The organism is Micromonospora lacuserhaii (genome assembly GCF_036902735.1).
GTDB lineage: Bacteria > Actinomycetota > Actinomycetes > Mycobacteriales > Micromonosporaceae > Micromonospora.
In genome coordinates this window covers 1-24965 of sequence record NZ_JBAKHO010000064.1, presented here as the reverse complement: position 1 = coordinate 24965, position 24965 = coordinate 1, and the positions used below count along the sequence as shown (strand labels likewise).

Annotated in this window: 14 protein-coding genes and 1 pseudogene; all 15 read right to left on the bottom strand. The window is 76.1% G+C overall.

Annotated elements, in window-relative coordinates:
* Positions 1–3432, bottom strand: coding sequence for a DUF6519 domain-containing protein (locus V6U81_RS25980; protein WP_334492999.1), 3432 nt, complete (start codon positions 3430–3432; stop codon positions 1–3).
* Positions 3429–5552, bottom strand: a complete 2124-nt coding sequence (locus V6U81_RS25975) for a phage tail protein (RefSeq protein WP_334492998.1) — start codon at positions 5550–5552, stop codon at positions 3429–3431. The genes V6U81_RS25980 and V6U81_RS25975 overlap by 4 nt, the downstream gene beginning before the upstream one ends.
* Entirely contained in the window at positions 5549–8008 is a 2460-nt protein-coding gene (locus V6U81_RS25970; RefSeq protein ID WP_334492996.1) for a putative baseplate assembly protein, read from the bottom strand. The genes V6U81_RS25975 and V6U81_RS25970 overlap by 4 nt, the downstream gene beginning before the upstream one ends.
* Entirely contained in the window at positions 8005–10383 is a 2379-nt protein-coding gene (locus tag V6U81_RS25965; protein WP_334492995.1) for a putative baseplate assembly protein, read from the bottom strand. Before V6U81_RS25965 ends, V6U81_RS25970 begins: the two co-directional genes overlap by 4 nt.
* The gene (locus V6U81_RS25960) at positions 10380–10742 is read right to left on the bottom strand and encodes a GPW/gp25 family protein (protein WP_334492994.1); all 363 of its coding nucleotides are present in this window, start codon (positions 10740–10742) and stop codon (positions 10380–10382) included. The genes V6U81_RS25965 and V6U81_RS25960 overlap by 4 nt, the downstream gene beginning before the upstream one ends.
* Complete coding sequence (locus V6U81_RS25955) at positions 10739–11083, bottom strand: hypothetical protein (protein WP_334492992.1); 345 nt, start codon at positions 11081–11083, stop codon at positions 10739–10741. Before V6U81_RS25955 ends, V6U81_RS25960 begins: the two co-directional genes overlap by 4 nt.
* Positions 11083–11586 carry a phage baseplate assembly protein V gene (locus tag V6U81_RS25950; RefSeq protein ID WP_334492989.1) on the bottom strand — a complete coding sequence of 168 codons (504 nt, stop codon included), beginning with the start codon at positions 11584–11586 and terminating at the stop codon, positions 11083–11085. Before V6U81_RS25950 ends, V6U81_RS25955 begins: the two co-directional genes overlap by 1 nt.
* Positions 11583–12734 (bottom strand): hypothetical protein, encoded by a 1152-nt coding sequence (locus tag V6U81_RS25945; RefSeq protein ID WP_334492987.1) that lies wholly within the window; start codon positions 12732–12734, stop codon positions 11583–11585. The genes V6U81_RS25950 and V6U81_RS25945 overlap by 4 nt, the downstream gene beginning before the upstream one ends.
* Positions 12727–13155: a hypothetical protein gene (locus tag V6U81_RS25940; protein ID WP_334492986.1), complete on the bottom strand. Its 429-nt coding sequence runs from the start codon at positions 13153–13155 to the stop codon at positions 12727–12729. The genes V6U81_RS25945 and V6U81_RS25940 overlap by 8 nt, the downstream gene beginning before the upstream one ends.
* A complete protein-coding gene (locus V6U81_RS25935) occupies positions 13152–13808 on the bottom strand; it encodes a hypothetical protein (RefSeq protein WP_334492984.1) in 657 nt (218 codons plus the stop codon). The genes V6U81_RS25940 and V6U81_RS25935 overlap by 4 nt, the downstream gene beginning before the upstream one ends.
* Entirely contained in the window at positions 13805–21322 is a 7518-nt protein-coding gene (locus V6U81_RS25930; RefSeq protein WP_334492982.1) for an eCIS core domain-containing protein, read from the bottom strand. Before V6U81_RS25930 ends, V6U81_RS25935 begins: the two co-directional genes overlap by 4 nt.
* A complete protein-coding gene (locus tag V6U81_RS25925; protein ID WP_334492981.1) occupies positions 21319–21561 on the bottom strand; it encodes a hypothetical protein in 243 nt (80 codons plus the stop codon). Before V6U81_RS25925 ends, V6U81_RS25930 begins: the two co-directional genes overlap by 4 nt.
* Complete coding sequence (locus tag V6U81_RS25920) at positions 21558–23393, bottom strand: ATP-binding protein (RefSeq protein WP_334492979.1); 1836 nt, start codon at positions 23391–23393, stop codon at positions 21558–21560. The genes V6U81_RS25925 and V6U81_RS25920 overlap by 4 nt, the downstream gene beginning before the upstream one ends.
* Positions 23393–24682, bottom strand: coding sequence for a Pvc16 family protein (locus tag V6U81_RS25915; protein WP_334492977.1), 1290 nt, complete (start codon positions 24680–24682; stop codon positions 23393–23395). The genes V6U81_RS25920 and V6U81_RS25915 overlap by 1 nt, the downstream gene beginning before the upstream one ends.
* Positions 24679–24965: pseudogene (locus V6U81_RS25910) on the bottom strand (hypothetical protein); the annotation flags it as partial. The gene V6U81_RS25915 and the pseudogene V6U81_RS25910, both read right to left, overlap by 4 nt.

Genomic DNA, 24965 nt, shown 5'->3' with positions numbered 1-24965 from the left:
TCAGCTCACGTTCCCCGCGTCGACGGCACCGCCACCGACCCCGATCGGCCCGTCCGTCGACACGTTGTCGGTCACCGACCACCGGCGCTTCGCCGGCGCACCGGACCACGACGGGTTGCACTTGATCCCGGGGTTGCAGTTCTGCACGAGGTTGTCGCGGATCGCCATGATCGGTCCGCCCGCCGCGAACGCCCAGATGCCCAGGCCCGTGCCCGCGGCGACCGAGATCCGGTTGTCGGAGACGAAGACGTGCCGCATGCTGCCGATCTTGATGCCGCGGATCGTGCTCTCCGGACGCCACCAGGCCTTGTAGAGGTGGATGTCGTTGCCGGTGACCCGGATGGTGCGCCCCTGGATCGGTGGTCCCTTGTGGTACGACACCCCGATGTGGACGCCCTCGGCGACCTGGTCGAAGCGGCAGTCGGAGACCTCGACGTCACCCACGGCCGTCCCACCGCCGATCACCACCCCGCACGCCCCGACCGACGTCTCCGACGCGGCGGCCAGCTCCTGCCGGTACGCGCCGGCGTACCGGTCGCCGAAGGCCGGCTCCAGCAGGATCCGGTCGGCGACGCTGCGCAGGTGCTTCGCGGCGGCCGACGGGGTCTGCGTCGGGCGGGACGGCGGTGAGGCGGCCACCGCGGCCTCCCAGGCGCCCTGGGTCAACGCCGAGTCGAAGCGCAGGCTGGCCCCCGGCACCGGAAGGGCGACCTCGCGGCGGTCCCGGGCGATGTCGTCGGCCCGCCGCACGTCGATCCCCTCCCCCACCAGATAGTCGCGCAACGTCTTGCGGCCCTCGTCGGTGTCGAAGATCCGCCCCGCCGACGTGCCGAGCCGTCCCTTCAGCGAGGTGAGCTGCCGCTGGTACGAGGGCAGCCGTCCCGGGTCCTGGGTCGCCAGGTCCGCCAGCCGCAGCAGGTACGCCCCGGCGCTCTGGTCGGTGCGCAGGTCCTCGGCCGTCGGCGGGTCGAGCACGGTCAGGGTCTTCCACTCGCTCTCCGGCACGGTGGAGTTCATCCGCACACCCCACGGCCCGACCCGGATCACGGTGTTGTGGTCACCGCGCTCCAGCCGGTCGTCCCGGTCCAGGGCGAGCCGGCCCACCAGTTGGGTGCTCAGCTGGCTGCGGAACTTCTCGTCCTTGAGCATCTCGGCGAGGGTGAGCGAGGCCGGCCGGGGCGGGCAGGAGAAGCGGCACCGGGCGACGATCGCGTGGTCCGGGTTGACCAGCAGCACCCCCTGCTGGCCGTGGCCGATGAGGAAGTCCGAGTCGAGCACCCGCACCCGCCCCGGCGGGGTGCCCTGGTCGTTGCGCACCGTCAGGCAGGTGCTCTGCGGGGACGCCCCGGCCACCCCGGTGAGCTGGCAGTGCTCGACGGTGACCTCCGCGCAGTTCACCGCGCTGACCGGGCCGAGCCGACCGGCCGCGGACGCCGGGCCGGGGGTCTCCACCGCCAGGTGCGCGACGGAGACGGTGCCGCAGTTGGCGAACAGCAGCGCGTACTCCTGGCCGGACACCCGGATCCGGCTGGCCGGGCCGCTGCCGAGCAGCCGGATGTTGGCCCGGCCGGTGAAGGTGACCGGGGTGTTGCTGGTGTAGAGGCCGGGGGCGAAGCAGATCAGCGCGTCCCCGGCGGGCAGGGTGTTGAGGGCCTGCACCCAGTCGATGCCCGGCCGCAGGGTCAGCGTCGCCCAGCCTCCGGTGCTGGCGGCGGCGAGCTGGTTGATGGCGGCCTGCACGGTGGTCGCGCCGGCCAGCGACGGCCGGCCCGTGGGGTCGTACGAGACCCGGTCGGCGCGGGACAGGCCGGCGGTGAAGGTGACCGGCAGGTGGGCGGGCTGACCCGCCTCGTCGAGGAGCTGGGCGGTAACCTCCTGCGTCGCGGTCGCCGATTCCAACTGCCAGGAGCAGCGGGCCCGGCCGTCGCTGCCCGTCTCCACGGTGACGGTGGTTCCCGTGGTGGCGCCGGAGGTCACCTTCCCCGCGCCGGTGGTGACCGTGAACCGCACCCGCGCCTTCGCCACCGGCTGGGCGCCCATCGACACCCCGGCCACCAGGTCGTGGCCGAGCGGCACCAGGGTCGCCGGGCTCGCCGGCACGGGCACCGCCTCCTGGCCGTCCCCGCCGAGCAGGCTGAGGGTGAGCTGGCCGGTCAGCGGGGCGAAGACCGGGCGGCAGTCGCGCAGCACCGTCCACTGGCTGCCGTCGTACGCGACGATCCCGAGGCGGCCGTGCGCCCGTCGCGGACCGTGCGGGGTCAGGCCCACCGGGGTGGTGCCGACCTTCGGCCACTCCACGTCGTGCACGGCCGCGCGGGCCGGGAAGGACCAGAAGTCACCCGTCCGGTAGCTGCCCGCCGAGCCGAAGCGGATCTTGATGCCGAGCTCCAGGTCCAGCTCGCCGCCGCCGGCCGGCACGGCGCCCCGGCCGTCCCAGCGGCGCACCCGGGGCCGCTTCGGGAAGTCGGCCCGGTTCAGGCTGCCGGTGGCGGTGGCGGGGCGGATGACGATCCGGTCGCCCTCCACCCGGTCGACCTGCACCAGGGTGCCCGGCACCCCGTTCTGCTCGCGGGTGTCGTCGGTCAGCTCCACCCAGGAGCCGTTGGCGAAGCCGGCGCTGCCGTCCCGCCCGGGCACCTTCACGGTCAGCACGTCGACGTCGATGCTCTCCCAGGTCGCCACGGTGGAGCCGTTGTCCCGGGACCAGACGTAGCTGGCGGCGCCCGGTGCGCCGCCGCCGAGGATCTCCACCCGGTAGCACTGGTTGTCCAGCCCCGTGTAGGGCGACCCGGTCGGGATCACGCAGTCGCCGCCGGACGCCCCGGTCGGGTCCACGCGGACCGCCAGGGTGCCGGTCGAGACGCCGGTCAGCTCGGCCCAGCCGGGCGGGGTGTCGGCGCAGCCCACCGGGGTGTTCGGCGGCCCCGCCTGGAGCAGCCGGACCTGCCAGACGGTACGCAGCCGGGTGGTGGTGTCCGGGCCGCCCAGGGCGACCTCGCGCAGCGCCGGCTCCTCGATGGCGGTCAGGTGCTGCGCGAAGACCTGCAACCAGGCCACGTACACCCCGGCGGGAACCGCGGTGCCGGCGGCCAGCCAGCTGCCGTCGAGCCTGCGGACGAACGGCCCGGCGGCGGGCAGGTCGGGCTGGGCGAAGACGGAGACCTGGGCCTCGTTCTCGCAGAGCACCCCGTCGAGGTAGTACCGGCCGGCCGACAGCTTCAGATCGGCGCCCCCGGCCAGCGCGAACGCCCCGTTCCCCAGCGGCGCGCCCGCCGGCCCGACCACGTCGGTCAGTGCGGTGGCCCGCAGGTACGCCTCGATGTCCTGCTGCTCGTTCCAGTCGGCGTCGAGATCCACCCGGCCCTGCTGCTTGCGGACGCTCGTCGCGTGCCGCCGCGGGTCGAAGGTGGAGCGGCTGATGTCGCCCTTCATGGTGTGGTTCCTCCGGTCGGCAGGACGGGCAGGGCAGCGGCGACCCGCCCCAGCGGCAGGTACTCCTGCAACGCCAGGGCGAGGTTGTTGAGACGTTGCGGGGTCAGGGCGCGGCGGAACGCCCCCATCTCGGCGCCGGACTCCGCGCCGGTGCGCAGCTCGGCGGCGGCGGTCTCGGCCAGCCGGCCGTACGAGGCGTCGCCGTAGTGGGTGCTGGCGAAGGCCGGGCCGACGCGGGTGGCCACGTCGGGGTCGCCCGGGTGGGCCTGCTGGGCCAGGTCCGGCTGGCAGCGGTAGCGGCGCGGGGTGACCGAGCCGGGCCGCAGCCAGCTGAACCGGACGTGGCCCTGCTGGCGGCGGGCCACCGTGACCACCCCGTCGAAGAGGCAGTCGGTGGCGGTGAGCACCCGCGCGGTGGTCGAGCCGAGGACGGTCGCCCCGGCCAGCTCCACCTCGGCGTCCGGCGCGGTGATCCCGCCGTGCACCAGGGTGTCCGTCACGCTCAGCGGGCCGTCGCCGGTGGCGATCGAGCCGGCGACGCACCGGTGCAGGGTCACCGCCGTCCGGTCGTTGCCGGCCGCCACGGTCAGCCCGGTCGCCGCCGGCCCGACGGTGCAGTGCCGCAGCTCGACCCGGCCCAGACCGGGCCCGCCGGCGGCCGGCGCGGTGACCGCCACCGGACCCGACACCAGCAGCCCGTCGACGACCAGCTCGCCGGGGCGGTCGCCGGCGCCCCGGCCGGTGACCGACAGGCCGCCCAGCAGGCAGGGCCGTACGCCGACCGGGTCCAGGTCGGCCTGCCGCCGGGGCCCGTCCGGCGGGCGGGGCCACTGCGCGGCCAGCATCGTCAGCCGGCTGCCCTGCCCAATCTGGACGGTCAGGTTCTCCGGGTACCGGTGGCTGTCCAGCAGCACGATCCGCCCGGCCGTGCCGGGGTGGGCGGCCTGCCAGTCGTGCCAGGCGGTGACCGCCTCCCCGATCGACGCGACCACCTCACCCGCCCGGGGCGGCTCGGTGGCGCTCACCCCGAGCTGCCAGTCCACCGGGCCGTCGGCCGCGCCGAGGTCACCCCGGCGGGGGTACGGGCCGGCGCCGACGTCCGCGCTGAAGGCGTACCACCAGGAGACGGCGAGGCGGTGCGCCGGACGGGCCGGGGCGAGGGTGACCCGGCCGCGCACCGGGTCCACCCGGACCAGGCTGCCGGTGGGCTGTTCCCAGCCGGCCAGGTCGCAGATCCGCAGCTGCTCCAGGGGTACCGGGCGCAGCTCGTCGCCGGCGGTCGGCTGGATCCACACCACGAATGAGGGGTCGTCCTCGCGGAACCAGCGCCGCTCGTCCGGGGCCGGCGGGGCGGCCGAGGCGAGGGCGGCCAGTTCGTCGCGGAGCGGCCGGCGGCGCAGCGGGCCGGGCACGTTGGCCTCGTCGGCGCGGTGGTCGATGTCGGGTTCCGTGACGGTCGGCCCGGTGAGCTGCCGGTCCACCCCGACCGGGTCGATCCGCCAACGGCCGTCCGGCGGGTCGGCCACCGGCGCGGCGGTCGCCCGGTCCAGCCGGTACGACGGCAGCGGCCAGACGTACATGCCGATGTGCGGGATGTTGGGGCGAGCCCGACCTGCGTCCATCGACCGGACGTCGACGGTGCGGCAGACCCGCTCGAACGGGCCGCCGACCAGTTCGAGGGGTTCGGCGTCGCGGATCGCGGCGGTGGCCGGGGCGGTCTTCACATGGTTGACGTGCTGGGTGATCACCAGCCGTTCGAAGAACTCGACCGCGGCGGTGCTCCAGCCGGTGTTGGCCCGGGTCAGCTCCTCCAGCGCGGCGGCGGTGCCCTTACGCCGCCGGAACCGGATGGTGTCGGCGACCCGGGCCCGGTCCGAGAAGGCGGTCGCGTCGCCCAGCGGGTGCAGCCGGGCCGCGCCCACCAGCTCGCCCAGGTAGGGCACCACCCACTCGGCGCAGGTCTCCACGAACCAGTCGTCGGTGAGCTGGTCGATGTCGGCGGCGACCAGGGCGGCCTGCTCGGCCATCACCTCGACCAGCGCGCGCAGCACCCCGCCGGCGGCCTCGTCCTCGCTGCGCAGGGCGGCCGGCAGCAGCGCCCAGATCTCGTCGGCCCTCACGATGCCTCCAGCAGGGTGACGTCACCGGCGTCGGCGGTGAGCAGGTCGGCGGGGAGCAGCAGGCCACCCTCGCGGCGGGCCGGGGCGGCCGTGATCACGTCCATCCGGGTGGGCGGCAGGGCGGCGTCGTGCAGCAGCTCCAGCACCACGGCCGCCACCCCGGGGACCCGGTGCAGCAGGGCCTGCACCTCGCTGGCCCGGACCGGCTGGGCGTAGTCCCGGGCGTCGAAGGACAGCCCGGCGACCAGCGCCGCCCGGGCCGCGGCGGCGACCGCGACGAACCGGCGACCCGGCGTCACCAGTAGCCGGGCGGTCACCGCCACCCGGCGGCGGTGGTGGCCGAGGATCCGGACCGGCACGGCGGGCTGGCGGGCGGCGTCGAGGGCGCGCAGCAGGTCGGCGCGGACCGGCGCGCCGTCCGGGATCGCCGCGCCGTCCGGCCCGGCCACGGTGAGCAGGACGACCTGCCGGTCGCCGTCCCAGACCAGGTCGGCGCGGGCCTTGCCGACGCCGGCGAACGCCCGGGCGAAGTCGGCGTGGTCGTCGAGGGAGACGACCCGGCCGAGGGTACGGACGGCGAGCGGCGCGTTGCGACGTGCCCGGTCCACCACCTCCGGGTCGTCCGCGCCGGCGGCCGGCACCGGGTTGGTGACCTCCATCAGGCCCAGCGGGCGGGACAGCGGGATGGTCAGCCGCCCCGGCGCCAGGTTGGCCAGCCGGCCGATCCCGGAGCGGTAGGTGGCGACCACGTTGTCCTGCCCGGTGGGCAGCCGGGCGCCGGTCCGCCCGTCGCCGAAGGTCACCGTGACGATGCCGTCGTCGGCCCGCCGGACGGTGTACACCCGGGCGGTGGGGGCCTGACCGAGCAGGGCCGGGACCTCCTGCCAGCGCACCCCGTCCACCCACACGGCCAGGGTGGTGCGGGAGCCGCTGGCGGTGGCGGCGGGCACGTGGGTCAGCGGCGCGTGCCGGAGGGTGAAGCGCTGGAAGGCCTGCCGGGCGTCGCCGCCGCCGAGCACCTCGGCCCGGCTCTCCCCGTGCGTGGCCTGCGCCACGTTGCCGAGCACCTGGACGCTGTCGCGCCGGTAGCTGTTCGTGATCGTCGCGGTCAGGTCCACCCTGGTCGGCGCGGGTGTCCGCAGCACGGTGGCCACCTCGGACACGGGTGTGCCGCCTGCGTCGACGCCGGTGAGCACCACCCGGCGGCCGGGTTCCAGGCCGGGCGCCGGGCGGGCCAGCTCCAGCTGCGAGGTGCCGGTCAGCGGGGTGGTGACCGGCTGCGGGGCGAGGCCGAGTTGCCGGCTCGCGCCGAGCACGGTGGTGGTCCGTCGGGTGAAACCGTTGGAGTCGCCGCCGGTGACCGTGACCCGGGTGGTGCGGGCGGCGATGCCGAAGTCGGCCACCGGCATGTCGGCGGCCGCGCTCACCCGGCGCAGCACCGGCGTCCCGGCGGTCTCGCAGACCAGCCACGATCCGGCGAGGACGCTGGGGTACGACTGGTCCAGGTAGAGGTTCCGCTCCGCGGCGGGCAGCGCGGCGTCCGCCCAGGTCTCCTTGCGGTTCGCGTACGCCCCGGCGAGCACCTGGTTTGTGGTGCCCGGGTTCAGCTCGCCGACCCGCAGCGCGACGGGCAGCGCCGACCACGGCTGGGCCTGGTGGCCGAAGAGCGCCGCCCGCTGCGCCAGCAGGTGCACCTGCACCCCCGGCACCGTGCCGCGCAGTTCGCTGCCGACGTCCCGGGCCTCCACCGCCCGGTCCAGGGTCACCACCGTGTAGGCGGGCACCACCTCCCGGCCGTCCCCGGGCGCCGCCGGCTCGGGCAGCACCACCGTGGCGGTCCGCACCCGGCGTACGTCGAACCAGTCCGGGCCCACCAGCAGCAGCGCGCTGCCGGCGGTGAGCACGGTGTCGGCGCCCGCGACGGCCAGCCGGTCGTCGCCGGGGCGGGGCGCCCGGGGCTCGGTGAGCCGCACCCCCACCGCGTTGAGTTCGGGGCGGGCGACCAGCGGTTCGACGGTCTCGAAGACCTGCGGCAGCTCGCCGGGGCCGGGGACGCTCTGCGCCTGGCTGCCCGCCGGGATCGGCACCCCCTCCGGCGCGCCCGGGGTGGGGGTGACGGTGAAGGAGAGCCAGGTGGTGGCGGCGACGCCGGGGCGCAGCTCGTACCCGATGGCCCGGGCCAGCATGAGCACCGAGCCGCGTTCGGTGGCGGTGCCGAGGAAGCCCTCGTCGGCGATCCGTTCCTGGTAGAAGGCGAGCACGTCCAGGGTGGTCGCCCAGGCGTGCAGCAGGGCGACCGCCGGGTCGTCGACCTCCCGGGTGGTCAGGCCGGCCAGCTCCGGGCGGGAGCCGAGCCGGGTGAGCATGTCGGCGGCGAAGTCGGCCTGCCGGCCGAGCCGGTAGTCCAGGCCGTCGCGGCCGGGCGGGTTGGGGCCGCGGCCCACTCGTGTCGTCACAGTCCACCCACCAGGTCGAGGTGCAGGATGCCGTGCTCCGGCACACTGGGATCGTTGTCGAGGCGGATCACCTCGGTGTCGCCGGCGCGGAGCACCCGCGCGGCCAGTTCGCCGCCGGGGGCCACCCCGACCGGGTGCAGCTCGGTGACCCGTACGTCGGTCACCCCGGGGACGGTGACCGCCGCGGCGAGCAGCTGGCTGACGTACAGCGGGGTGCCGAAGGTGAACCGGTCGGGATGGAAGAAGCCCCGGACGCCACCCGGCAGGTCCCGGGTGGCGAAGACGTCCAGCAGGGCGCGGCGGACGTCGGAGCGGAACGCACCGGGCGCGACGCACACCCACAGCCGCAGCTCCACCGGCAGGTCGACCGGGTCGCGCAGTTGCAGGTCGTACCCGGCCACCCGGAACCGGTCGAGCCGGCCGGCCAGCCGGCGGGCCAGCCCCGGCTCGTCGGCCAGCCGCTGACCGCCGGCGAGGTCGAGGGTGAGGAACACCGTCCACCAGGAGCCGGTCCAGCGGATCCGGGCGGTGGCGTTGTCCACCTCCGGCAGGCGCAGCGCCGCGGCCACCCAGTCGGCGGTGGTCACCGCGCGTTCCTGGGTGGCGAAGGCCACCGGGGCGTGCTGCCGGGCGTGCTCGATGTCCTCCGGGTCGGTGCCGCCCACGGCGGGCAGCGGGTTGGTCACCGCGAGGATCCCGGCCGCGCCGGTGACCAGGGTGGTCAACGCGTCGTGGCCGAGGTTGCCGGCCGCGCCGCCACCGCGCCACCACGTCGCCTGGAACACGGTGCCGGCCGGCGGGCGGCGGCCGGACACGTCGTCGCCGAAGCGGAGGCTGACCCGGCCGTCGGACTCCCGTTCGGGGACGAAACCCTGGTCGAACCGGTCGGCGTTGAGCAGGTCCCGGCGCGGGCGCCAGCTGCCCTCGGTGGTCTCCAGCCGGATCAGCGGCAGCGCCGCCCGCGGGTCCTGGTCCAGCGCCTGGCTGGCCGGGGCGTCCAGGGGGAAGGGCGCGGCGGCCGCCACCGGCTCACCGGTGAGCAGCGGCCGCCAGCGGTGCTCGGCGGCCGGCGGGAGCTGGCCGCGGACTTCGATGGCGTGCTGCACCGCCACCACGTTGGCCCGGGCGACCGCGCAGGTCACCACGTGTTCGGTGCCCGAGCCGGCCACCGAGGCCGTGACGGTGAGTCCGAAGGCCAGCCGGTCGGCCGCGCCCCACTCCACCTCCAGCACGGTCACCCCCTCGACCGGGTCGGTGCCGGGGCGGACGGAGACCAGGCGGACCACCTGCCGGTGGGTCGGGTCGGCGTCCGCCCGCCGGCCGGTCTCCGGGGAGACGACCTCCTCCAGCAACAGCAGGTCGCCGGGGGCCAGTCCGGTCGCCGGCTGGTCGACCAGGGTGGCCCGGGTCGAGCCGGCGGGCAGGCAGCAGTCCCGGCCGCCCCACACGTGCAGGGCGATCTCGTTGCGGCTGGCCCGCGGGGCGAGGGCGGTCAGCGTCTCGAAACCCGTCGCGCCGGCGGCGAGCAGCGTCGCGGCGTCGGCCGGCGACACGGCGGGGGTGGACCGGTCGGCGGCCAGCACCGGGGTGCCCGCCGGCACGCCGCCGGTCTCCACGGCCGAGCCGGCGGCGACCCGGACGCTGAGCCAGGCCCGGGCCGCGCAGCCGTCGTGCAGCACGTAGTCGAGCAGCCGGGCGTGCCGGCGCACCGAGATCCGGCTGCGGGCCGTGTCCAGGTAGGTCTCGGTGCCGGCCGCGTCCTGCCGGTAGGAGAGCCGGTCGGCGACGTGCGCCAGCGCCTCCACCACGGTGATCAGCGGGTCGGCCGGGTTGCGCTCGGACCAGCCGGGCAGGGCGGAGATCCGGTCCAGCATCAGCCGCCGGAAGCCCGCGTAGTCCTTGGCCAGGTAGTCGGCCGGGGCCGTGGCCGGCCGGGGCGCCGGTCCGGGCGCGGGCGCCGGGGCCGGGTCGAGGTCGCTGGGGCAGTTGGCCTTGAAGGAGAAGGCCGCGGCGGCGAGCACGGGATCGAAGCCGGGCGGCACCCGGTCGTCCACCGCCGAGCGCACCAACCGCAGGGTGTACGGGGAGAAGTCCCCGGCCCGGTCCACCCGGACGGTGAGCACCTCCGCGGCGGCGGTGACGCTCTCCACCCGCACGCCGGTGATCCGGACCCCACCCTCGACCACCACGTTGCCGGCGGCCAGCGCCGCGCCGGACGGCACCCCGCCGGTCTGACCGGGCAGCGGGTGCAGGAAGCCGACCCGCAGCAGCCGCTGGTCGGCGGGGTCCACCTCCACCCAGTCGATGCCGTTGAACGCGCTGCCGGGCCGGGCCACGTCGGCGCGGCGCTCGTCGTCGGTGCACCGTACGGTCACCTGCTCCCCCTCTCCACGGAGACCCGCGCCGGACGGCCGGTGGCGCGCAGCCGGTAGTCGACGTGCACCCGGACGGCCGCGTCGGCCAGCTCCACCCGGACCTCGTCCACCTCGATCAGCTCGCCGAGCCAGCGCTGCAACGCGCTGCGGGCCTGCAACTCGGCGGCGCCCACCACCGCCTCGTCGACCGGGGCGAAGAGGAGCTGGTTCAGTCCGGCGCCGAAGTCCGGCCGGTTGACCCGCTCGCCAGGGGCGGTGAAGAGCACCGCCTCGACCAGATCGGCGACGTGCCGCTCCCGGCCGGCCAGGCCGGAGCGGCCCCGGTTGTCGGGGCGCCAGGGGAAGGCCGGGTAGGTCACGACGCCACCGCCCTGATCTGGAAGCCGGCCACCGTCGGTGGGCCCTGCGGGATGCCCTCCGCGCTGATCCCCAGCCCGACGCTGGTGGCGAGGATCGCCGGCTGGCCGTTGACCAGCACCCGGGCCGCCGGGGTGGTCCACTGCACCCGGACGCACGGCTGGGGTTTGGTGCCCGCGCCGACCGGCACCTGGAACGGGCAGCCGGCGACCGGGTACGCGTCGGCGACGGTCACCACCGGCAGACCGTTGACCAGCACGCGGGAGTTGCCGGTCTGCGCGGTGACCGGACCGGCGTGCGGACAGGAGACGACGGCTCCCACGTGGAGCAGCGGGCCGGGCATCAGGTCACCGTCAGCGCGGTCTGGTTGACGGCCACGGTCGGCCCGACCAGGGTGACCGAGGCGCCCTTGCCGTTGGAGATGACGATCCCGGTGTCGTTGATCGAGATCATCGCCCCGGTCAGCGTCTTGAGCAGGATGCCGCCGGCCGGACCGGGCGCGTCCGACACCATGATGGTGGCCTGCCCCGGGGTCTGCAGCACGATCGGCGGGGTGGGCGGCGGCGCCGAGGAGACCAGCGCGGGGATCTCCGCCTTCGAGCCGTACCAGCAGCCGGTCCAGATCGGATAGTCGGCGTCACCCTGCTCGAACTCCACCCACACCCCGGTGCCGGGCAGCGGCACCGCGTACATGCCGGACTGGATGCCCGCGAGGGGGAAGCAGGGCATCGCCCAGGTGGACGGGGGCAGCGTGACATCGGGAACGGTCACCTGGATGCGGCCCTGCTGCAACGGGTCGATGTGATTGACCACCGTGCCCCGATACTTGCCGTAGTACCTGGTCATGGTTCGACCCTTCCGGAGATGGAGACCTGCGCGTTGCGGCTGAGGTTGAACCGCTGCTTGACCTCGCCGGCCTTGACGGTGGTGGTGACGCTCTTGACCACGTACTCGCCGTCGTAGGCGCGGCCGGCGCCGCGCACCCCGACCAGCCGCCGGCACTGCAGCAGCCGGCCGTAGCGGAGCACGTCCAGCGCACCGGAACCGGTGATCACGTTCGCCGACTGGGCGGCCCGGGCCAGGCCCCGGGCGAGGGTCTGCACCACGTCCATCCGGGCGGTGGCGTCGTCGGTGCCGCTCGGGTTACGCCGCTCGACGTTCATCCGCTTGTACGACAGCGGAACCGGGATCTTGCGGCCCAGCGGCGGGTTGAGCGGGCTGACGTCCGGCACCGGCAACGGAATCGGCACCCGGAGCTGCTCGGGGAAGGCGGTGAGCAGGTAGACGGTCTTCTGCACCCCGTCGAAGGAGAACGACAACGACTCCACGTTGGAGCCGGCGTCGGCGTTCACGGTCAACGCGGGCTGCGGCCGCCCGGCCCGCACCTCCGGCCCCCAGTACGCGATGTTCGTGCCCGGCGTGGGGCCCGGCTCGACGTAGAAGGTGTAGCCCACCTCGTCGGCCAACTGCGAGACGTACGCGAAGGTGGTGCCCCGCACCGCCGGGATCCGCTGGATCGGGTTGGGCGCGAAGACCAGCACGCTGGGCACCAGCATCGGCACCACCCCGTACGCGGCGAACGGCGCGAGCAGGGTCAGCACCCGCGCCTCCGCCGGCATCGGCATCGGCAGGTCCGACAGGTCGATCAGGTCCATCATCTGGCTGACGTCGACCCCGGTCAGAGTCAGCGTCGACGCCCCGGCCTCGTTGCCCCGGGACACGTCGTGCCTCGTCACCACCCCGTCGGAGAGCACCTGCGGACGGCCGTCCAGGTGCAGCACGAGCAGTACCCGGGTCGGCGGGTCGAGACTGCCGTCGGCGAGCATCCGCTCCACCAGCGAGCCCCGGCCGAGGGCGAACCGCAGCTGGAAGCCGGAGCGCTGCCCGGCGTTCTGGGTGACCTGCGCCTCCTGGAGGGCGTCGACCAGCTGGTACGGGGCGGGCCGGAAGGTCAGCGGGCCGACGAGCAGTTGCAGGCGCACTCCCCTAGGCATCGGCACCTCCGGGGAAGCCCTCGGGCAGCGCCACCCGGACGACCCGGCCGGGCTCCTCCAGCTCCGCCGGGTCGAAGGCGCCGTTGGCGTCGCAGAGCTGCCAGAACCCGGTCGGGTCGCCGACCGTCCGGGCGGCCAGCAGGTCCACCCGGTCGCCGTCGGCCACCTGCTCCCAACCGGCGGTGGCCAGCCGGTCGGCCGGTGGCACGAACCGCCGGCGCAGGTGGACGATCTCCGCGCCGGTGTCCGGGTCGACGGTCACCGCGGTGCCGACCGTGGCGTACCGGCTCTCCGCCGGGACCGCCCCCGGCGACGGGGCGCCGACGGTGGCCGCGCCGGTCGCGGCGAGCAGCGTCTCGGCGACCCGGCTGCGGGCGGCGACCAGGGCCGGGTCGGTGTCGGGTGGCGTCGGGGCGGTCACGGCAGCCGGTCGATTCCGAGGTCGGTCAGCCGGCCGCCGCGGGCCCGCCCGGCGAGCTGTTCGAGCTGCTGGTGGGCGGCCATGGCCAGCCCGCCGGCCCGGCCGGCGGTACCCACGTCGTTGACGGTGAGCACCCGCAGGCCCAGCCGGACCTTCGCGCGGATCGGGTTCAGCATCGGATCGAACGCCTCCTCCGTGATGGACAGCTCGGTGATCCGTACCGGCCAGAGCCGGCGCCGCCCGAAGGCCAGCAGCACCAGCGGGGCCGGTGGGGGCACCACCTCCAGGGTTCCGGCGGCCAGCAGGGCGGCGGCGTCCTGCACGGCGGCCAGGCTTGGGTAGGCCAGCGACTCCAGGGCGGCCAGCTGCGCGGTGAGGCCCAGTTCCACCGCGTCGGCGTGCGCCCGCGGGTCGGCGAGCTGGTCGGCGGCGTCGAGCTCGGCCTCCAGGGTGAGCGTCTGCACCGGCGGGCCGGTGATCCGCAGCGCCTCGCCCTTCGCGCCGCCCTCGGCGCCGCCGGTCTTCAGCTGGAAACCCCGGGTCAGCGCGTCCGGGTTGTACTGCAGGGTGATCACCCGGCGGGTCCGGCCGCTGTCCGGGTCGAGGACCACCAGGCCGGCGCGGAGCAGCCGAGGGCTGAGCGGACTGGTCACGGGGTGCCTCCTGGGGTGGGACGCCGCCAGCGGATGTGTTCCGCGACGGCCCGGGTGATCCGGCCTTGGAGCAGCTGCGGGCTGAGCCCGTCGAAGGTCAGCGAGCAGTCGGTCAGGTCGGTGATCCGGATCTGGCCGGTGGACAGGCCCAGACCGTCGAAGAGCAGGTTCACCCGGGCCACCCGTGCGCTGCTCAACGAGATCGGCCGCAGCGCACCCGGCCGGCCGTGACCGCCGGCGCCGCGGCTCATCCCGCCGCCGATCCGCAGGCCGACCAGGGCGTCGGGGGCCAGCACGACCTCGTTGGCGCCGCCCAGCGGCAGGGTGATCTCCCGGGGGTTGTTCACCGACAGGTCCGCGTCGACGTTGCGGATGTCCAGCCGTCCCGGCGGGTCGGTGGACGGCTCGTCGCTGCCGAGGTCGGCGACGGTGTGCAGCAGGTCGTCCCGGGACGCGGCGGTCGGCCGGAGCAGCCGGTTGAGCTTGACCAGGTGCTCGGCGCGGGCCTGCTGCACCTCGCCGCTGGTGAGCGACCAGCGCAGCAGGTCGACGTCGCTGTCCGGCGGGGGCGCGCCCTCCGGCGCGACGGCGGGCAGGTGCACCCGGTAGACCAGGTCGTCGCCGTCGAGGGTGAAGCGGCCCGGGGTCCACCAGGGCAGCGCGCCGGTCAGCCGCCGGTAGTCCAGCGCCCCGTCGTGGAAGGCCAGCCGGACCTCCCAGGTCCGCTCGCCCCAGAGGAAGCCGTCGTGGGCGACGTCGAAGTCGAGGTGGCCGTTGAGGCTGTCCAGCACCTCGCTCAGGTGGTACGTGTTCAGGATCCGCAGCAGCGCGTCCCAGTCCCGGGCCATGGCGGCCCGCCGCGACGCGCTGGTGGTTGTGGTGGGCGGCGCCGGGGTGCTCCCGCCGAGCAGCGTGGCGAGGTCCAGCGAGAACCGGGCGTTGCGGATGTCCAGCGAGGGCAGCTCGCCCGAGCCGGAGTTCAGGTCGTGGGTGAGGTCGCCGAGCAGGCCCCGCTCGACGAAGACGTACAGCCCGAGGCCGGTGTCGGTGAAGGTCAGACCGGTGACCTCGCCGCCGCTGACGGTGACCCGGCGACCGGGGGCGGCCGGGCCGCCGGGCAGCGTCGGGTCCTGCTCGTAGGCGATGGAGGTGAAGCGGAGCCCGTACTCGGGGCGTCCGGCGGGCGCGCCGAGCAGCCGCAACTCCCGCCGGGGATCGGCGGTCACCTGGGCCCGGATCGCGGTCAGGGTGGGTTCGCGCAGGTTGAGCCGCAGTCCCCCGTGATCGAGGAAGTCGACGGTCAGCCCGGCGGCGCCGAAGTTCGCGGTGCCGCCGGAGAGGAAGGTGCCGATGTCGAAGCCGACCCGCGCCGCGTCGATCGCCCCGATGCTGAGGCCGCCGAGGATCCGCATCCCCTCGGCCGTCCGGGTCGCCTCCACCAGGAAGCCCTCCTGGCCCTCCGCCGGGCGCAGCCGCAGCTCACCCAGCACGGCCTCGATCTCCGGGTCCAGCCGGATGGTGGTGCCGTCGTGCAGGTCGACCAGGAGCCCGCTGGCCCGGGTCTGCTGGACCACCAGCTCGCGCAGCAGCAGCCGGCGGAACCGGCCGCCCGGGGTGCCGGCCGGGTACAGGTCGACCCGGGCACGTGCGGTGATGCCGGTGAGGGTGAGGGCGCCCCGTCCGGGCGGGATGCGCAGCCCGAGGGACGCGCCCTGCCAGTCGAGCGCGTCGACGGAGACGGTGGCCAGGCTCAACCCCGGCTGGCCGTCCGGGCCGATCTCGATGCGGTCCGGGCCGACGCTGATCACCCCGGTGTCCAGCCCCTGGATGCCGAGGTGCTGGGTGTGCTCACCGGGTCGGGGTCCGACACCGAGGTGACCCTCGCCGCCGACCACCCTCGCCTGCACCCGGCCGCCCCGGCCGAAGGCGAGGGTGAGCTGCGCCGCCCACAGCGCGCCGTCGACGTGCAGCGCCTCGCTGACCCGACCGGCGATCTCCACCCGGGTGGCCCCGGTGGTCAGCCGGCCGGCGGTCAGCCCGGCCGCCCGGGACCAGCGCAGGCCACGCAGGTTCACGTCGAGGATCTCCAGGGGCGGCAGGTCGGGCTCGCCGGCCGGCACCGGGGTCGGGCGGCCCAGGCCGATGTCGAGCACCCCGTCGCGGTAGCGCAGGTCCCGGCCGGTGACCCGGTCGATGTGCAGCCGCTCCACGAGCAGCTCCGCGGTGGCGGGGATCACCCGCCCGGCGGCGTCCCGCCGCTCCGGTGTGCTGTCCCACCGGCCGCTGACCGTCAGGCCATCGAGGACGGTGGGGCCGTGCGAGACGATCCGGCCCGCGCCGGCCCGCCAGTCGATGGCGCCCAACTCGATCCGGGACGGGCCGATGTCCTCGAAACGCAGGCCGCCGGCCTGTTCCGTGACGATCCGGCCGCTGACCCCGGCCCGGCGGACGGTGACCGCGCCGTCGGGCGTACGCAGCACGGTGTCGGTGAGGGTCAGCCCGTCCAGCCGGGTGGCCACCCCGTCGACGGGGTCGCTGACGATTCGGCCGGTGGCGGGGTCGACCTGGTGGGCACCGGCCCGGATCAGGTCCACGGTGACCGCCGCGGCGCCCGGGGCCGCCGGCTGCCCGGAGACGGTGCCGGTGATCGTGGTCGGCCCGCCCTGCACAGCCCGGGAGACCACGGCGAAGCGCAGCCGGTCGAGCTGGCCGATGGTCAACCGTCCCGCGTAGGTCAGCTCCTCGCCGGTGAGGTCCACGTCCAGGTCGCGCAGCCGGATCCCGACCAGCGCGCCGGAGACCGCCTCGACGGAGTAGCCGGGCGCCGGGTCGGTGACGTCCATGCCGACCTGGTCGGCGTCGATCCGGTCGATGACCATGCTGCGGACCAGGGCGCCACGCACCTGTCGTCCGGTCGCGGTCGCGCCGGTACGGACCCGCACGTCGAGGCTCATCCGGCCGATCCGGGTGCTGCCCCGCGAGTACAGGCTGCGGCCGGGCGAGCGCAGGCTCACCCCGGTCAGTTCGGTCTGCTCCACCACCAGGTCCGGCAGGCGCAGGTCGTCGCCCTGCGGCACCACCCGGCCGTGGATCGCCTCGCCGGGTTGCCCGTCGGCGCGGGTGGGGGCGGTGAAGGCGATCCGCCGGGCCTCGCCGCCCGGGCCGGTCAGCCCGGTGACGGTGAGGTCGCCGACGCCGAACCCGACGGCGGCGCGGCCGACCGGCAGGCCCAGCGTGGCGGCTGGGCCGGCCAGCTCGCCGGGGAGCGCGCCGCCGCCGGCGACGTCGAGGTCGGTGCGGACCCGCAGCCGGTGCGTCTCCACCCGCTCCACGGTCGTGGCGCCGGCGCGCACGTCGGTGGCGGTCAGCCCGGCCAGCCCGAGCTGGACCCCCAGCGTGCTCGGGTCCATGGTGGCGCTCAGCCCCGTGACGGTCAGCCCGCCGACGGAGAGACCGAAGTAGCGGCGTGCCCGGTCCCGCAGCTCCTGGTACTCCCGTTCCTCGGCCGCGGTGCGGTGACCGGGCAGGTACCGGCCGGCGGCGTCGACCGGCTCGGCGGCCAGCGACTCCAGCGCCCGCAGCCGGTCGAGGTCGGTCAGCCAGCGGGTGAGTTCGGCCCGACGGGCCGCCCACCGCGGCTCGTCGGGAAGGGCGCGCAGCTGTGCGGCGACCTGCTCCCGGGTGGGCAGCTCCCCGGCGGTGAGGCGGAGCGCCGGCTCGCCGGGCGCGCCGGGCAGCAGCCGTACGCCGGCCACGCGGGCCGACCCGGTGCTGGCCCGCGCCGTCGCCACGGTGTCGGCCGGGGTGCGCTCGGACCGGAACCGGGTGATCAGGTCGTCGTCGGGCAGGTATTCCCCGGAGCGGGACGGCAGCGACGCCTCGGCGTGGATCGGGTCGACCTCCACGCCGGCCGCCTCCACCCGCCCGGTCAGTCCGGTCACCCGGATGCCGCCGATGTCGAGGGCGCCGCCGGCGCTCTGCCGGAGCTGGTCGGAGAGGGCGACCAGCCGTCGCCGTTCGGCCTCGGACAGCGACTCGGCGTGCCAGCGGTGCCGGGCCTCCAACCCGTTCAGCTCCCGCTCCAGCGGCGCCAGCTCGGTGAGCTGCCGGGTGACCGCGGTGAGCCGGGCCTCCAGCGCGGTGCGCTCCGCGCCGGTGGCGGTGCCGAGCCGCAACCGCAGCGAGTTCTCCTCGGCCCGCAGCCGGGCCGGCAGGCTGTTGCCCAGGCCGAGCAGCGTCCGGCCCACCTCGATCCGGCCGACCTGCTGCAGGCCGGCGAAGGAGAGCCCCTCGGCGGTGGCGCCGGCGAAGCTGACCTGGAGCGAGTGCAGCATGCCCATCGTGTCCTCGACCCGCTCCCCCACCGTGCGGGGTGCGCGGAACACCCCGTCGGTGAGCAGGCCGAGGCTGGCGTTGGCCAGCGGCGTGAAGATCTCCCCCGCGGTCAGCGAGGTGAACTGCTGGGCCAGGAAGGGCGCGCCGGCGGTGTACGGGGCGAGCAGCGCGTCGCTGATCTTCGACAGGAACGGCAGCCCGCCGTAGAACGAGATCACGTTGTGCAGCAGGTGGATCAGCGGGTCGATGATCGGGATGCCCACCCAGCCGTGTCGGCTCGGCTCGGCGACGTCCTCCCGGCCGGTCGCCCCGGTCCGGAAGAACAGGGTGGACAGTCCGAACCGGGTCAACCCGAGCAGGCCGCCCGGTAGCGCTTCGCTGGCGTACACCACGTCGGAGACGTCGACCTTGCTCACGCCGGCCTGCGCGCCGACCGGGCGTTCGTAGCCCCGGTCGGAGAAGGAGGCGACGATGTCCAGGCCGGTGAGGGTGACCCGACCGGTGCGCAGGGAGCTACCGGTGAAGGTGCGGTTGATCCCGTCGAGTTCCAGCCGGGGCAGCCGGATCCGCAGGATGCCCTGCCGGGCGTCGACCGACAGGGAGAGCCGGTTGGTCCGCTCCCGGTCGGTGTCGCGCAGCCGGGCCCCGCCGAGGTCGCCGCTGATCCACTGGGCGTCGTGCAGGTCGACGTCGTGGAGGGTGACCTCCTGGGTGAACAGGCTCAGCCCGGTACGGCTGAGGAAGAGCAGCTTCAGGCCGACCGCGACCAGCCGGGCCAGGTCGCCGACGACGGTGGGCGTGCCGTCGGTCCGCAGCGACTCGGGCTCGAAGTTCGGCCGGCGGGTGGCGTGGAAGAGGCGCAGCTCCTCGACCAGGGTGTCCAGCCCGGCGAGCCGGTCGGCGCGGACGTCCCGGGAGCGCAGGAACACCCAGCGGCGGTCGTCCAGGGCGTAGAGCTGCACGACGAGTGAGCGCAGCTCGGTGACCCGCTCGGCGCGCCAGAGCCGGTCGTCGCGCAGCCGGTCGCGCAGCTGGTCGCGGGCCTCGATCCGGCGCGGTCCGGAGATCGCGGTGACGGCGAGGGAAGCCCGCATCTCCGGGGTCATCCCGGAGCGCATCCGGGCCCACCGGTCCGGGTCCTCGGCCTCCAGCCGGGCCTGGTCGGCGACCGGCAGGTTGCGGACGAGCTGGAAGGCGAGCCAGGCCTCCCGGGGGTTGACCGCCCAGTCGGTGAGCCCGACGGCGAGCAGCTGGCGGGCCTGTCGTTCCAGGTGGGCGGGGTCGCGCAGAGCGAGCAGGTCGAGCAGCTCGGCGCGCCACATCTCGTGGGTGAGGTAGGCGTCGGGCAGCGCGTCGAGGATCCGGTCCAGGTCGCGCAGCGCGTCCAGGCGGTGCACGGCGGTGCGCAGCGCCTCCCGGCCGCGCGGGCCCGGGCCGGTGGTCGCGCCGCCGGTGCTCCGGTCGTACGCGACGAGCCGGCGGACCAGTTCCACCGAGGTGACCCCGTCGAGCCGGCTCTGCACCAGCCGGTGGATCTCCTCGACGATCCGCCCCGCGTCGGCCTGCCCGCCGCTGCGCCGGGCCGGGTCGATCGGCTCCGCGAGGGTGCCCACCCCGGTGTACCGGCCGCCGAGGATGTCCTCGGCGGGGATGTTCTCCTCCAGCCGGGCGAACCACTTGCCCTGCTCCAGCCGTCGCCACCGGTCCTGACTGGCCAGCGGCAGGCTGCGCAGCAGCAGGTACGCGTAGCGGGCCTCGTGGTCGCGGACCGCCCAGTCGAAGAGCCCGTACGACAGCAGCGACTCGATCCGGGTCAGCGTGTGGTGCTCCTCGCGGGCGGCGAGGACGACGAGCAGCCGGGGGCCGAGGGTGGCCCCGATCCGCTTCTCCTCCCAGGGCAGGTCGTTCAGGAGCGCGTCGATCCGACCGGCCTCGTCGAGCAGGCGTACCGCGTGGCGCAGTCGCGGTCCGGGCTCGGGCGGACCGGCGGTCGCCGTCGCGGCCGGGGCACCGGTGCTCGGTGGCGCCGGGGCGAGGGCGGCGAGCACCTCCAGCGCCTCGGCGGCACGGTGCTCGCCGATCAGCCGTTCGACGCGGCGCAGCTCCGTGGTCAGGCCGGCGTCCCGGTCGAGGTCCCGGTCGGCGGTGTCCTCCCCGTGCAGGGCGGTGAGCTGGTCGCGCAGCGCCTCCGCGTCGGTGCCGCGCGGCGGCCGCTCGGCCAGCAGGCCCCGGAAGTACGCCTTGCGGTCGCCGGTGAGCAGTTCCCGCAGCACGCTGGTGCGCAGGGCGCGCAGCACGTTCAGCGCGGTGCGCCGCTCGACCGGGCCGAGCCCCTCGGTGCTCAGCCCGTGCACGTTGTCGGCTTCGAGCACGCGCAGCAGGTAGGGGGTCTGGCCGCCGAGCGCGGCGAGGGCGGCGCGCGGGTAGAGCCGATGGTGGTCGTCGTCGAGGTTGCGGGACAGGTCGGTGCGCCGCGGCGCGGGCAGGCTGTGCACAAGGCTGCGGGCGACGAGGAAGGGCAGGGTGTCCAGCACCCGCAGGGAGCCGCGCACGTCGTCGCCGGAGACCCAGAGCCCGTCGAGCAGGTCGATGATCCGGTCCCGTTCGGCGCGGTACCGCCGGTCGACCAGGGCGCTGAGCTCGGATTCGAGCAGGCCGGTCTCCGTCTCCGCGGCGGCGGTCGGGGCCGGTGCGGCGGTGACGGTCCCGGTGTCGGCGGCGACCGCGCCGGCGGGCAGCCGGGCGGTGGGAATCCACAGTGGGCGGCCGGCCGCGGCGGCCTCGGCCAGCGCCCGCGCCTCGGCCTCCGGGTCGGTCCGACCGTTCGCGAGGCCGGTGCCGGCGGCCGCCCGGACGGTCGGCGGGGTGCCGGTCCCGACGGCCTGCGCGAGGTGTCCGAGTTCGTGCGCGAGCAACGCCCGTCCGGCGGCGCGCGCCGGGTCGTAGCCGGGGGCGAGGTGCAGCGCGCCGTCGGCGAGGAGCCCCTTCGCGCCGTGGTTGGCGGCCCGCCGGCCGGCGTCGCCGAGGTGCACCCGGACCGAGTCGGGGCGCAGGCCCAGCGCCGGGGCGTACCGGCCGACGAGGTCGTGGGTCAGCGCGGCCAGGGCCTCGTCGCGGGCGGCGGGCCGGTCGGCCGTCGGGGTGAGCGGCTGGTGGACCGCCGCCTCGTGTTCGGTCATCGGCCCGGCTCCCGGACTCCGGGGCGGCCGAGTCGCGCCCAGATCGCCTCGGCCAGGACCGTCGGCAGCTCGGCGTCGGGCGGGACCGGCACCGGGCCCGGCCCGGGCGCGCCGGACGGCAGGCCACGCTCGGCGACCAGCCGGGCGAGCCGCGCGGACACCGCCGCACCGAGCGCGGCGGCGTCGGGCGCCTCGACCCCGGTGAGGACGAGCTCGCGGACGTCGACCTCGATGTTCATGACCACAGCCCCGGGTCGGCGGGCCGGTCGTGCTTGGCGTACTCGGCGGCGACGGCGTCGAGCACATGCCGCATCCGCACCGGGACGCGCTCGCCGGCGGCGACCAGCGCGGCGCGCAAGGCGACGGTGTGGATGTCCCCGCCGGTGAGGTCCAGCTCGGCGAGGCGGCGCAGGTCGAGGCCGTCGGTGGCGACCTTCGGCGGGAAGGCCCGGCGCCACAGGTCGGTCCGCTCGGCCGGACCGGGATGCCCGAACGGGACGACCACCCGCAGCCGGCGCAGGAACGCCGGGTCGATGGCGGTGCGCATGTTCGTCGTCAGCACCGCCACGCCCCGGTACTGCTCCATCCGCTGCAGCAGATAGGACACCTCGATGTTGGCGTACCGGTCGTGGCTGTCCTTGACCTCCGACCGGCGTCCGAAGAGCGCGTCGGCCTCGTCGAAGAGCAGCACGGTGCCGCCGCGCTCGGCGGCGTCGAAGATCCGGCGGAGCTGCTTCTCGGTCTCCCCGATCCATTTGCTCACCACGGTGGCCAGGTCGACCCGGTGCAGGTCCAGCCCGAGGGCGCCGGCGACCACCTCGGCGGCGAGCGTCTTGCCGGTGCCGCTCGGGCCGGCGAAGAGCGCGGTGACGCCCAGCCCGCGGGCGGTCCGGTGGCCGAAGCCCCGCTCGGCGAGCAGGGTGCGGCCCGCGGCCGCGGCGGCCAGCTGGCGCAGCTGGGCCAGCGCCGGGGCGGGCAGCACCAGGTCCTCCCAGCCGGCCCGGACGGCGATCCGCTCGGCCAGCCCGTCGAGGTCCCGGCGTACCCGGTCGCGGACCAGGTCCCGCGCCACCGCGACCGGGTCGGCGACGGGCCGGGCGGCGGTGCCGAGGATGTCGGCGTGGGCCAGGTCGAACTCGCGGGCCAGCTCGGTGGCGGCCCGGTCGGCGCGGTCGGGCAGCACCCGTCGCCACAGCGTGCGCTGCTCCTCGCGGCTGGGCCGCTCGACCGTCGGCCCGGCGGCGACACCGTCGAGCGGGACGACCCGTGCAGCGGAGATCACCACGTCGCCGATGAGCCGGGGCAGCAGCTGTTCCACCACGGCGGTCACCTCTGGCGGCTCGTCGCCGGTCAGCTCGATCACGAGGACCGGGTCGGCGAGCACCACCTCGCGGTTCCACAGCCGGGCGAAGGCGTCCCGGTCGGTGACCGCGCGGGGCAGGTCGCCGGCGGCGGCGCGGTGCGCGGCCCGGCCCACCGTGGCGGCGGCCGTCGCGATCACGTCGGTCCGGTCGGCGCGGTCGGGGCCGCAGGTGCGCAACGCCCGGCGTCCGGCCTGCCAGGCCGCACAGAGCGCGGTGGCGGCCCGCCGCCGGCTGGCCGGCAGCGCGTCGGGCGGCGCCGGCAGCTCCGTCAGGTACGGCCGGAGCCGCTCGTCGAGCCGGCCCGCCCCGCGCACCTCGTGCAGGATCCGCTCATCGGGGCGGACCGGGGCGTGCGGCAGCGGCCCCTCGCCGAGTTCGACCAGCCGGGCGGCGCGCAGTGGACGGTCGGCGGCCAGCGCGTCCCAGTGCGCGCCGGGCAGGGTGTCCAGGCACCAGGCGAAGGTCGGCGGGCGGTCGAGGAGCCCGAGCTCCCCGGCGATCGCGGCGGCCAGCACGTCGCGCTCGAAGCCGCTGAGCGCGAATCCGTCGGTGATCCGGTCCAGCCCGGGGCAGGGGTCTGGCGGGTCCGGCGCCGGCTCGCCCTTGAGCAGCAGCCGGATCCGGTCGACCACGGCGGGCAGCCCGTCGTCGGCGGGCGGGGCGACGGTGGGGCCGGGCCAGCGGGCGGCGGGACGCGCGGCGGGCATCAGAGCACCACCGCGGGCCTGGTGTACCGGCCGGAGGGGTCGGCGGTCAGCGGGCTGTCCACCCCGTCCACCCGCAGCCGGGCCAGGTACGTCCCGGCGGGCAGGTCGCGGAAGGCGAAGCGGATCCGGTCGGTGTCGTCCGCGCCCGGCGCGACGCCGTTGCCGGCGGGCGCGGCCAGCACGGTGCCGCCGTCGGCGGCGGTCAGCGAGAGGGTGGCCTGCTGCGTCGCGCCGACCCGGGGGTCCACGGTGACGGTGACCGCGCCGGTGCACAGCGCCACCCCGTCCACGGTGCGGGTGGAGTCCACCACCACGTCGGCGGGGGCCACGGTGACCAGCGGGCGGTAGACCACCGGCACCGCGTCGGAGCTGAGCGCCGGGCGAGGGGCGGGCGGGTCGCCCAGGTCGACGGAGTGGGTGACGACCAGCCCGGCGATGCCGGCCGGGACGGGCCGGTCGAAGGCGGACAGCGGCACCCGCAGCTCCCCCGCCGTGGCCGAGGTGGGGACGGCGCCGGCCGCGCCGATCCGGATCCGGGTGTCCGCGCCGACCAGGTGCCGGCCGGTGACGACCAGGGTGGCGCCGGCGGTGACCGGCGTGCCGGTGGGGCCGTCGGCGCGTACCTGGTCGACCTCGGGGACCTGGGCGTCGACGGTGCCGGCGGTGACCGCGCGGACCGGCAGGGGTTCCCGCGCGCCGCGCACCGGGTCGATCAGCACCACCGAGACGTCGAAGAAGACGCTGGCCCGGTACGGCGCGCTGAACGCCGACCAGAGCCGGAAGCTCTCCTCGCCGCCCGGGCTGTTGGTGGTGGTGATCCGCAGCTGTTCGAACTGGTCGGCCAGCCGCGAGTCGGCCACCGGCGCGGGCAGGGTCGGGTCCGGCGGGTCGGGGGCGAGCGCGCGGCGGATCGCCGCCCGGGTCAGCACGGGCGTCTCGTGCAGCATCGCCAGCAGGTGCCCGAGGAGGATGTCGCCGGTCAGCGGGTCGTGGCCGTAGACGCTGGCCACGTAGTGCAGGTCGACGCCGAGGGGTGGGGCGGCGACGTCGGCGCCGGCGGTGTCGCGCGGCGGTGGGCCGAGGTTGGCCCAGGTCGGATTGCGGGTGACCCGGGCGAGGAAGAGGTTGACCTGGTTGGCCTCCAGGTTGCCGACGGCCACCCGGTCGGGCGGGCCGACCGAGACGCTGACCCCACCGACGGCCGAGGAGGCCCCGGCGGCCCGCAGGTAGGCCATCAGCTGGCCGCGCAGCACGGCGCTGACGGCGGCGAGGGCGTACGCGGTGCTCATCGCGCCCGTCCCCGGGGATCGCGCAGGTAGCTCTCCAGTTCGGGTGCCGGGCCGGGCTCGGTGGCCTTGCCGACGGGGACGGGGGTGGCCGGCGGGGGCGCGGCGGGGGCGGGCCGCGACCCCGGGGCGAGCCGCACGTCGATCCGACCGATGTGGACGTGCACGGTGGGCTGCTCCGGCTGCCGGGCGGCGGCCCGGGTCACCGGCGCGACGCGGGCGGGCGGGGCGGGCGGCGCGGGGCGTACCACGGTGGCCGGCACCACCGGCGGGACCGGGCGCGGCG

Coding starts and splice junctions, on each gene's coding strand:
- V6U81_RS25980 (WP_334492999.1), bottom strand. CDS start 3,432: ATGAAGGGCGACATCAGCCGCTCCACCTTCGACCCGCGGCGGCACGCG.
- V6U81_RS25955 (WP_334492992.1), bottom strand. CDS start 11,083: ATGCCCGGCCCGCTGCTCCACGTGGGAGCCGTCGTCTCCTGTCCGCAC.
- V6U81_RS25950 (WP_334492989.1), bottom strand. CDS start 11,586: ATGACCAGGTACTACGGCAAGTATCGGGGCACGGTGGTCAATCACATC.
- V6U81_RS25945 (WP_334492987.1), bottom strand. CDS start 12,734: ATGCCTAGGGGAGTGCGCCTGCAACTGCTCGTCGGCCCGCTGACCTTC.
- V6U81_RS25930 (WP_334492982.1), bottom strand. CDS start 21,322: ATGACCGAACACGAGGCGGCGGTCCACCAGCCGCTCACCCCGACGGCC.
- V6U81_RS25925 (WP_334492981.1), bottom strand. CDS start 21,561: ATGAACATCGAGGTCGACGTCCGCGAGCTCGTCCTCACCGGGGTCGAG.
- V6U81_RS25920 (WP_334492979.1), bottom strand. CDS start 23,393: ATGCCCGCCGCGCGTCCCGCCGCCCGCTGGCCCGGCCCCACCGTCGCC.
- V6U81_RS25915 (WP_334492977.1), bottom strand. CDS start 24,682: ATGAGCACCGCGTACGCCCTCGCCGCCGTCAGCGCCGTGCTGCGCGGC.